This window comes from Elstera sp. (assembly GCF_044372965.1).
Taxonomy (GTDB): Bacteria; Pseudomonadota; Alphaproteobacteria; order Elsterales; family Elsteraceae; genus Elstera.
In genome coordinates this window covers 1-9,465 of the sequence record NZ_JBILQX010000139.1, presented here as the reverse complement: position 1 = coordinate 9,465, position 9,465 = coordinate 1, and the positions used below count along the sequence as shown (strand labels likewise).

Annotated in this window: 8 protein-coding genes; 4 read left to right on the top strand and 4 right to left on the bottom strand. The window is 61.8% G+C overall.

Features of this window, described 5'->3' with window-relative positions; genetic code table 11:
* Both gcvPB and ACIQ36_RS15055 read left to right on the top strand, forming a co-directional pair.
* Nucleotides 1-1,138: aminomethyl-transferring glycine dehydrogenase subunit GcvPB (gene gcvPB / locus ACIQ36_RS15060; RefSeq protein WP_395830727.1), on the top strand; the 1,138-nt coding region annotated here is incomplete at its 5' end.
* 179 nt (nucleotides 1,139-1,317) lie between these two features.
* Entirely contained in the window at nucleotides 1,318-3,009 is a 1,692-nt protein-coding gene (locus ACIQ36_RS15055; protein WP_395830725.1) for a diguanylate cyclase, read from the top strand.
* Nucleotides 3,010-3,017: 8 nt separating this feature from the next.
* On the opposite strand, the gene gloA is transcribed toward ACIQ36_RS15055, so the two are convergent.
* The 3 genes from gloA to ACIQ36_RS15040 are packed head-to-tail and all read right to left on the bottom strand — an operon-like array spanning nucleotide 3,018 to nucleotide 4,874.
* Nucleotides 3,018-3,431 carry a lactoylglutathione lyase gene (gene gloA / locus ACIQ36_RS15050; RefSeq protein WP_395830723.1) on the bottom strand — a complete coding sequence of 138 codons (414 nt, stop codon included), beginning with the start codon at nucleotides 3,429-3,431 and terminating at the stop codon, nucleotides 3,018-3,020.
* 22 nt (nucleotides 3,432-3,453) lie between these two features.
* Nucleotides 3,454-4,197 (bottom strand): SDR family oxidoreductase, encoded by a 744-nt coding sequence (locus ACIQ36_RS15045; RefSeq protein ID WP_395830721.1) that lies wholly within the window; start codon nucleotides 4,195-4,197, stop codon nucleotides 3,454-3,456.
* A 32-nt stretch (nucleotides 4,198-4,229) separates the two neighbouring features.
* Complete coding sequence (locus ACIQ36_RS15040) at nucleotides 4,230-4,874, bottom strand: hypothetical protein (protein ID WP_395830720.1); 645 nt, start codon at nucleotides 4,872-4,874, stop codon at nucleotides 4,230-4,232.
* 141 nt (nucleotides 4,875-5,015) lie between these two features.
* Here ACIQ36_RS15040 and ACIQ36_RS15035 point away from each other — a divergent pair, with 141 nt between their 5' ends.
* Nucleotides 5,016-7,835, top strand: coding sequence for a [protein-PII] uridylyltransferase (locus tag ACIQ36_RS15035; protein ID WP_395830718.1), 2,820 nt, complete (start codon nucleotides 5,016-5,018; stop codon nucleotides 7,833-7,835).
* Nucleotides 7,832-8,800, top strand: a complete 969-nt coding sequence (locus ACIQ36_RS15030; protein WP_395830716.1) for a hypothetical protein — start codon at nucleotides 7,832-7,834, stop codon at nucleotides 8,798-8,800. Before ACIQ36_RS15035 ends, ACIQ36_RS15030 begins: the two co-directional genes overlap by 4 nt.
* An 8-nt stretch (nucleotides 8,801-8,808) precedes the next feature.
* Here the strand turns inward: ACIQ36_RS15030 and ACIQ36_RS15025 are convergent, their stop codons facing one another.
* Nucleotides 8,809-9,297: a hypothetical protein gene (locus ACIQ36_RS15025; RefSeq protein WP_395830714.1), complete on the bottom strand. Its 489-nt coding sequence runs from the start codon at nucleotides 9,295-9,297 to the stop codon at nucleotides 8,809-8,811.
* Between the last annotated feature and the right edge of the window lie 168 nt (nucleotides 9,298-9,465).

Genomic DNA, 9,465 nt, shown 5'->3' with positions numbered 1-9,465 from the left:
CGCCCATTGGCTGAAGACCCTGACCGGCATGCCCGCCGTCGCCATGTCCCCCGCCGCCGGTGCCCACGGCGAATTCTGCGGCATGGTGGCGATTAAGGCCGCGCTGGCGGCACGCGGCGAGAGCCACCGCACGCGGGTGCTGGTGCCCGAATCGGCCCACGGCACCAATCCGGCGACCGCAGCCTCCATCGGCTTTACCGTCGATCCGATTCCGGCGACCGCTGAAGGCCGCGTCGATCTGGCTGCCTTCAAGGCCAAGCTGGGGCCGGATGTGGCGGCGATCATGCTGACCAATCCGAATACCTGCGGGCTGTTCGAGCGGGATATTCGGGAGATTGCCGACGCTATCCACGGCGCGGGCGGCTATTTCTACTGCGATGGGGCGAATTTTAACGCCATCGTTGGCCGGGTTCGCCCCGCCGATCTCGGCGTCGATTGCATGCACATCAACCTGCACAAAACCTTCTCCACCCCGCACGGCGGCGGCGGTCCCGGCTCCGGGCCGGTGGTGCTGTCGGACGCGCTGGCGGCCTTTGCCCCGCTGCCGTGGGTCGTCAACCGCAACGGTAGTTTCGCGGTGCTGGAAGCGGCGGAAGCCGAAGCCGCGCAGAGTTTTGGCCGCCTGAAAGCCTTCCACGGCCAGATGGGCATGTTCGTGCGGGCGCTGGCCTATATGCTCAGCCACGGGGCCGATGGCCTGTGGCAAGTGTCGTCGGACGCGGTGCTGAACGCGAACTATATTCTCGCCAGCCTGAAGGATGTTTTCTCCGCGCCCTTCACCGGCCCCTGCATGCACGAAGTGCTGTTCGACGATAGCTTCTTGAAGGATACCGGCGTCTCGACGCTCGATTTCGCCAAAGCGCTGATCGACGAGGGCTACCACCCGATGACCATGTATTTCCCCCTGGTCGTCCACGGGGCGATGCTGATCGAGCCGACGGAAACCGAAGATAAGGCAACGCTGGATAAGTTCATCACCGTTATGCGCGCGCTGGCGGAAAAGGCCAAAGCGGGCGAAGCGGACGCTTTCCATGCCGCGCCGCGCTTAACGCCGCGTCGCCGCCTCGATGAAACCCTCGCCGCCCGGAAACCGGTGCTGCGCTGGGCCGAACCCAAGCTGGCACAAGCGGCGGAATAGCGGTCGTCACGCCGTCTCTACAGCGGAGCCCGATGGCCTCGGGCTCCGTTTTTTTGTGCCTAAATTCATACATTTGCATTCCGTAAAAATATTCACGAAAACTTATAGATTGAGGCTGTAAAAACTATACGGTAAAAATCTGTTACTAGGACATTACGATACTTATATCGTTTCAGACCATGAACAAACGTTCCCTCGATCGCACGTCGATCAGCTTACAAATGTCGGCACTCGTGGCCGCAGTTATTTTTGTATGCAGTTTTACCATCATTGGTTTGATGGAATGGCGCGTTACCGAAAGATTGCAAGCCCGGATCGGAGATCGGCTCAGCGGCCTTGCCGAGGATATGGCGGAGCGGCTGGACCGCGGGCTATTCGATGCCTATGGGCAAATCCAGACCGTCGCGCGGCTCGACCCGTTCATCGCCCATCACACCGATCAAGCGCTAAAACGGCGGGAATGGCTGGCCGATCTTCAGCGTAATTTTCCGCATTACGCCTGGATAGGCTTCGCCCGTACCGATGGGACGGTGGAGGTGGCCACGGGCGGGCTGCTCGAAGGTCAATCGGTCGCCGAACGCCCCTGGTTCAAGGAAGCCCTGAAAGCCCCCTTTATTGGCGATTTGCACGAAGCGCTATTACTTCAGAAATATCTAAACTCTCCCACCACCGAGCCGTTGCGCTTCGTCGATGTCGCCGCGCCGATTTACGATCCGGCGGGGCGGGTGATCGGCGTTGTCGGCGCGCATCTCTATTGGGCCTGGGCACAGGATATCCGAACCTCCGTGCTACGCCCGGATCGAACCTTTCCTGAAACGGATATTCTGGTACTCGATAGTGCGGGCCGCACGGTTTTGGGCCCTAGCCTCGGGCGCTCCTACGCTGACCTTGGGGCGGTTCAAAAAATGATCGCAGGCGCGATAGGCGCGCAGACCGAGGTGATCGACGGCGTCGAAAAACTAGTCGGCTTCGCCCCGACGCAGGGCTATCGAGACTTTGGCGGGCTCGGCTGGCGGATTCTGGCGACAACGCCGACCGCCGTGGCCTATGCGCCCATCTGGGAGGTGCAAGTGGGGCTTGCGCTCCTCGGGGTGATTTCCGGGCTCGTGGGAGCAGCGCTCAGTTATGGTATCGCCCGCCGCCTAACGCTCCCCTTGAAGCATTTGGCAGAGGATGCCGAACGCAGCGGGCGCACCCTCGATACGGTTTTCCTCTCCCGCTCCGGCGGCTCGCGCGAAGTGGTGCGCCTGTCGCAAGCTTTGCGCGCGCTGATCCGACGAATCGGCACCTACGAGCAGAGCCTCGCCAGCGTCAGCGCCGAAGCCTCGGCTTTGGCGGAGGATAATAGCAGTTTGCGCGAACTGGCGATGACCGACCCGATGACCGGCCTGCTCAACCGGCGCGGTTTCTTTGAGAGTGTCGATAGTTTGCTCGCCGCGACCGCCAAACCCGCCGATGACATCAGCGTGCTCGTACTGGATATCGACCGCTTCAAAACCATCAACGATGCCCACGGTCATGCTGTCGGCGACACGGTGATTAAAGGCGTCGCCCGGCTCTGCCGCCAGCAGGGGCGCGATAGCGATTTGGTGGCGCGATTCGGCGGCGAAGAATTCGTCGTACTGCTGCCCGGTTGCCCCGGCCCCGCTGCCGTTGCGCGCGCCGACCGGCTGCGCCGCTTAATCGCTGAAACCCCGATTTCGACCAAAGCGGGGCCGGTGTCCGTCACCGTTTCCATCGGGATTGCCCTATTTTCCGCGCCGGGTGAGGCGGTCAACAAAGTCATCGACCGCGCCGATCAAGCCCTGTACCACGCCAAACGCAATGGTCGAAACCGCGTAGAAGCCCACTTTCAGATAACGGCAGAATAGGCCTCAGTTTAAAGCGTGGCCTTCTGGATCAACTCAATCTTATAGCCATCCGGGTCTTCGACAAAGGCAATATGGGTGGTGCCATGCTTCATTGGGCCGGGGGCGCGGGTGATCTTGGCCCCGGCCGCGGCGAGCTGCTCGCAGGCCGCGTAAATATCGGGCAGGCCAAGGGCGACATGGCCGAAGCCGGTGCCAAGCTCATAGGGTTCATGCTCCCAATTATGGGTGAGTTCGATCACCGTGTGATCGGCCTCTTCACCATACCCAACGAACGCGAGGGTGAATTTTCCATCCGGGTAATCTTTGCGGCGCAACAGCTTCATACCCAAAAGGCGGGTATAGAAATCGATGGATTTGTCGAGATCGTAGACACGGATCATCGTGTGCAGCATCCGGGCTCCAGCAAGGGCGGGGATAGTCATGGTTTCACTCTCCTTAAAAATATTAGCGGCCGCCCGCGACATCGAGCAGCGCGCCGGTGGTGTAGGAAGAAGCGTCGCTCAGCAGCCAAAGAATGGCTTCTGCCACTTCCTCGGCCCGGCCTGGACGCCCAATGGGCGAGGCACTTCCGAGGGCCTGCGCCCTGTCGGGTTGGCCTCCGCTGGCGTGAATCTCGGTCTCGATAATCCCTGGACGCACCGCGTTGACGCGAACGCCTTGCCCGGCCAACTCGCGGGAAAGCCCGAGGGTCAGCGTATCCATCGCTCCCTTCGTCCCCGCATAATCGACATATTGACCTGCCGACCCTAACCGGGACGCCGCCGAGGAAACAAGAACGATCGATCCTCCCCGCCCGCCGCGATCAAACGGCAAGCGGCGCGCGCCTTCGCGCGCGGTCAAATAAGCGCCCAGGATATTCACATCGAACATTCGGGTGAGACGGTCGAGGCTCATGTCGGCAAGTTGGGCGGCGGGTGCGACGATCCCGGCGTTCACAACAAGCCCATCGACTGGGCCGAAAGCGGCCGCTGTCGCATCGAACAGGCGGATAACATCGGCTTCGACCGTAACATCCCCTTGCACGGCGACCGCCTTACCCCCGGCGGCAATCACAGCGGCGACGGTTTCTGCCGCAGCATCGGCCTCCCGGGCAAAATTTACCCCAACGGCCCACCCCCGCGCGCCAGCCAAAATAGCCGCCGCGCGCCCGATACCCCGGCTCCCGCCGGTAATGACGATGGTTTTCATGGGCGGGTCTTGTCCGATCACGTGGGCGTAAATCAGCCCTTTTTAAAGCTTTTGGCCATCGCCAGAATGGCCTTTTGATGCCCGACGCCTGCGATGGGCGGCGGCGGGCCGTTGGGGTCGCGGCCAACACCCTGCATCATCGCTTCTTCCGGCGTTTTTGGCTGACGCACCGAGCGTTTGACCGGCGGCAGGGTTTTACCGATTTGATCGAAGATCGCATCGATGGTTTCCGCCGGAACTTCGCCCGGCTTTAACACCCGGCGCGGGGGCGCGGGTTTCGGCGCGGGCTTGGGAGCCGGGGCAACGGGCGCAGGCGCTGGGGCCGCGACCGCTTTCACGGGGGCAGGAACCGCCTCGATCTCGGCTTTGGGCGGCGCTGTCACCGTCGGCGGCGGCGTGGTCGCAACGGTTTGCGCGAGAATATGGGCGGGAGCCGAGGGCGCGCGCGTTTGCGCCATGGCAACGCTCGTATCGGGTGCCGCGCTTTTCGTGGCGGCACGCGCTAGCACTTTATTCACCGCATCGAAAGCGATGCCCTGCAGATAGGGTTCCGTTAGCGCCAACAGCACCGCCGGATCATGCTTAGCGAGGGCCACCAGCCGCCGCGCCGCGTCGGCCTTATCGCCGCGCGCCGCGATGATCGCCTGTTTCAAACTGGCGTTTAACGCCGCACTCATGCCGATACCTCTTTGTTCATGGGCCGCAGCTTATCATTCCCCTGCGCGCGTTGCACGGGATGGTGTGATGTGCGGTGTATTGTTTCGGCCTGGATTTCAGTCTGGGTTTCAGTCTGGGGCAAAAGGCGCTAAATTCGATCTATGCAGCGCCACCCGACCTTCCCCAAAGCCCGCCGTGCCCTCATTGAACGGCGTGCGCTCGATCAAACGCTCGCCGCCCTGTCGCGGGTCGATGGGCAAGGCCCGGCGCGGCGCGCTGCCGTTTTCGCCGAATTGAAACAGGCGCTCGCACGCGGGCGGGACGAGGTGAAGCGGCGCTTCATGAGCGGCACCAGCGGCATCGAAGCCGCCCGCGCCATGGCCTATCTAACGGATCAGCTCATTCGCGTGCTCTATGATGATACCACGCTGCGCGTGTACCAGATCCACAATCCGACCCAGTCGGAGCGCTTGTCGGTCGTCGCCGTCGGCGGCTATGGGCGCGGCGAGATGGCGCCCTTCTCGGATGTCGATCTGCTGTTCGTGCTGCCCTATAAGCAAACCCCGGTCGGCGAGCAGATCGTCGAATATATGCTCTATATGCTGTGGGATTTGGGGCTGAAGGTCGGCCACGCCACGCGCTCGGTGGAAGAATGCCTGCGCATGGCCCGGCAGGACCAAACCATCCGGACCGCCCTTCTGGAAGCCCGCTACGTCTGGGGCGATCAGGCCCTGTATGATGATTTAAAGCGCCGCTTTGCCGCCGAAGTGGTCAGCGGCACGGCGCTGGATTTCGTCGAAGCCAAGCTGACCGAGCGCAATCAGCGGCACGAACGCTTGGGCGATAGCCGCTATGTGCTGGAGCCGAATATTAAGGAAGGCAAAGGCGCGTTGCGTGATTTGCATACGCTCTATTGGATTGCCAAATACGCCTATCAGGTCAGCGATGTGGCGCAACTGCCGCTGCGGGGCGTGCTCACCACCTCGGAAGCCAATAAATTCGCTAAGGCCGAAGGCTTCTTTTGGACCATCCGCTGCCATCTGCATTACCTCGCCGGGCGGGCCGAGGAGCGCCTGACCTTCGACGTACAGCGCGAGCTTGCCGCCGCGATGGGCTATACCGATCACGCCGGAACACGCGGCGTTGAGCGGTTCATGAAGCATTATTTTCTGGTCGCCAAGGATGTGGGCGATCTGACGCGCATTTTCTGCGCCGCCCTGGAAGCCGAACAGAAGCGCAAACCGAAGGCCTCGGCCCTGCAGCGCTGGTTCGGCAGTAAGAAACACGAGAAAGATGGGTTCATCGTCGAAGGCAACCGCATTTCCATCGGCGAGCCGCAAGCTTTTCTGAGTGCCCCCGTTAACCTCATTCGCCTGTTCTGGGAAGCCGACCGCACGGGGTTCGACATTCACCCCATCGCCCTGCGGCTGATTACCCAAAACCTCAAGCTGATCGATGCCAAACTGCGCACCGACCCCGAGGCCAACCGGCTCTTTCTGGAAATGCTCGCCTCCCATAACGAGCCGGAACAGGCCTTGCGCCGCCTCAACGAAGCCGGGGTTTTAGGCCGCTTCGTGCCCGATTTTGGCCGTGTCGTCGCCCAAATGCAGTACGATATGTACCATGTGTTTACCGTGGACGAGCATACGCTGTTCGCCATCGGCATCCTCGCACGGATCGAAAAGGGCGACCTCAAGGAAGAACTGCCGCTGGCGAGCGCCCTCATGCCCACGCTGGTCTCGCGCCGGGCGCTCTATGTGGCGGTCATGCTGCACGATATCGCCAAGGGGCGCGGCGGCGATCACTCGATTTTGGGCGAAGAGGTGGCGAATAAGCTTTGCCCGCGCCTGGGGTTAACGGCGGAAGAAACCGAAACCGTCGCCTGGCTGGTGCGCTGGCATCTTGCCATGAGCAACACGGCCTTCCGCCGCGATTTGCAGGACCCGCAATCGATCCAAGATTTCGTCGCTCTGGTGCAATCGCCGGAGCGGCTGAAGCTACTGCTGATCCTGACCGTCGCCGATATTCGCGCGGTCGGCCCGAAAGTCTGGAACAATTGGAAAGCCGGGCTGCTGCGCGAGCTTTACAGCCTTGCTGAAGCCCATCTGACCGCCGAGCCGGTGGAAGGCGTAAGCCCGATTGAGCGGCGCATTCAAGCCCAGTTGCGCGATCTGCGCGCCTTGCTGGAAGATTGGCCGACGGCGGATTTCGACGCCCATGTGGCGCTTGGCACACCCTCCTATTGGCTATCCGCCGACCCGGCGTCCCTCGCCCGCCACGCCCGCATGATCCGCCGGGCCAAGCTGGACGGTGCGCCGCTGTCGGTCGAAACCCGCGTCGATGCGAAACGCGGCGTGACCGATGTCACAATCTACACCGGCGACCATCCAGGTGTTTTTGCCCGCATCGCCGGGGCGCTGGCCGTCGCCGGGGCCAATATCGTCGATGCGCGGATTTTCACCCTCGCCAATAGCATGGTGTTGGATAGTTTTTCGGTGCAAGACGCCGAGGGCGGGGCCTTCGACCGGCCCGATAAGCTGGCGCGCTTGGCGGTGTTGATCGAACAGGCGCTGTCCGGGCGGCTGAAATCCCTGGCGGACCTCAAAACCCAACGCAGCGGGCCGACGCGCACGCAAGTCTTCACCGTGCCGCCGCGCGTGCTGGTGCATAATTCTGCCTCCGCCACCTTTACCGTGGTGGAAGTGAACGGGCGCGACCGGCCCGGCCTGTTGCATGATTTGGGCGCGGCCATCACCAGCCAAAATCTGCAAATCGGCGCGGCGAAAATCACCACCTACGGCGAAAAGGTCGTCGACGTTTTCTACGTGAAGGATATTTTCGGCCTCAAGCTGGAGCGGGCGGGCAAAGTCGCCGATCTGCAAAAGGCGCTGCTGGCCGTGCTGGATACGGTCGCCCCGCCGGAGCCGAAAGCCGCCCGCCCCGCGCGGGTGCGCAGCCGGGCCAAGATCGCAGCGGAATGATCGTCCTTCTGCTCGCCCTCGGCCTTATCAGCGGCGCGGCGCGGGCCAACGATGTGCCGGAAACGCAAATCCAGGTGCTCGAAGCCCTGGCGCGGCAGGATTGGGCCGGGGCGCAAACGCTCTGGCAACCGCGCGCCGAGGCGGGGGATAGCGAGGCGCAATATCAGCTTGGCCTGCTCTTCGCCGCCGCGCCCGACCCGTACCGCAACCGGGCGGCCTCCCGCGATTGGCTAACCCGCGCCGCCGATCAATCCCACCGGGAAGCCCAGTTTCGGCTTGGGATGCTGCTGGCGGGCGACACTCCGCCCGACGAGCCGGGCGCTTTAGCGCGTTTCAAAGCCGCCGCCGCCGCAGGCCATGCGCTGGCCATCTCCGAAGTCGCGCGCCGGGAGGGAAAATCCCCCAGCTTCCGTTTCGCCCTGCCCGATCCCGCCGCCGCGCGCGCCCCCGATAGTTGGTCGCCCTCGGTGATCACCCGCGCGCCCGATCTACCAACCCCGCCCCCCGTGCCGGGCCGCCCCGACGCCGTGGTGCGCCTCTACCCCATGCCCCCACCCAAACCGCCCGCGCCTGCGGTCACGGTCGATGCGTCGGCTTTGGGCGGTGTGGAGCCGCCAAAAGCCGTTCTTACCGCGCCAGAAACGCCGAAGCGCCCGCCACCACCCGAACCAAAGCCAGTCTTAGCCCAAGCGTCCGCGCCAAAACCCGCCGCAACCAAACCGGCTGACCCCAGCCCCGCCCGCCTGCGCCTCGCCGCCCTGCGCGACCCCAGCAGCGTGAAGCCCTTCGAGCGCGACTTCCACCGCCGCACCGACGGTTGGCGCGACGGCCTCAGCCTCGCCCACGAGGTCAGCGCCGACGGCTGGACCCGCGTCTATCTCGCCCAAAGCCTGAGCGCCGCCGACGCGCAAAGCCTCTGCCGCGCGCTGAAGGACCGGCAGGTGGATTGCGTGGTGGTGAAATAGGGTTCGGGCTATTGCCGCCCGAGATCGACACACTGCCCCCATGTTAACGGCTCGGGGTTTACCTGCCGATCTCCTGCCTCGATCGCGCCGATGTATTTATTCTTTTCGCCAAAGAAAATCATAAACGCGTCCCCCATCTCGTAATTAATCCTCTCCTGAATATAGGCAGAATATTTAAGATCCTTACGCTCGGGGGATTGATAGATTGCGGCGAGGCAGAGTGTTTTGATAACACGGCCCTCATACAATAGGGCAGGAGCATCGCCCGAAACACCTTCCAAATAGTCGGCAAAGAGGGTCGGACTTTGTATTATTTTCGGCTCATGTGCCGGGGGACGGTCCATTAACTTTGGTTGGCTATCAATAATTACAGAAAAAATCATTTCAATTATTAAAAAATATAAAGCAAAAATAATTCCAACAAAAATTATATTCTGCACAATAACTTTAAATAAAATATTTCTACGATTCAATGGCTTTGATCGAAATTTGGACATTTGTTGCGATAGTTCTCAACAGTAATTTTGATCAAATTCAATAATAAGAAAAACAGTGACGCTTTTCAAGAATTTTTGACTGTTTCGAATCGATGATAGATTCCGCCGAGTTGCAATTTCCAACTCCAATCCTCCGCTCGGTCAGGGGCCTGCGCTTGGGGCTGCCTC

Bases quoted from the DNA above. Each gene is read 5' to 3' on its own strand.
- ACIQ36_RS15040 (WP_395830720.1), bottom strand. From the start codon at position 4,874: ATGAGTGCGGCGTTAAACGCCAGTTTGAAACAGGCGATCATCGCGGCG.
- ACIQ36_RS15045 (WP_395830721.1), bottom strand. From the start codon at position 4,197: ATGAAAACCATCGTCATTACCGGCGGGAGCCGGGGTATCGGGCGCGCG.
- ACIQ36_RS15030 (WP_395830716.1), top strand. From the start codon at position 7,832: ATGATCGTCCTTCTGCTCGCCCTCGGCCTTATCAGCGGCGCGGCGCGG.
- ACIQ36_RS15055 (WP_395830725.1), top strand. From the start codon at position 1,318: ATGAACAAACGTTCCCTCGATCGCACGTCGATCAGCTTACAAATGTCG.
- ACIQ36_RS15025 (WP_395830714.1), bottom strand. From the start codon at position 9,297: ATGTCCAAATTTCGATCAAAGCCATTGAATCGTAGAAATATTTTATTT.
- ACIQ36_RS15035 (WP_395830718.1), top strand. From the start codon at position 5,016: ATGCAGCGCCACCCGACCTTCCCCAAAGCCCGCCGTGCCCTCATTGAA.
- gloA (WP_395830723.1), bottom strand. From the start codon at position 3,431: ATGACTATCCCCGCCCTTGCTGGAGCCCGGATGCTGCACACGATGATC.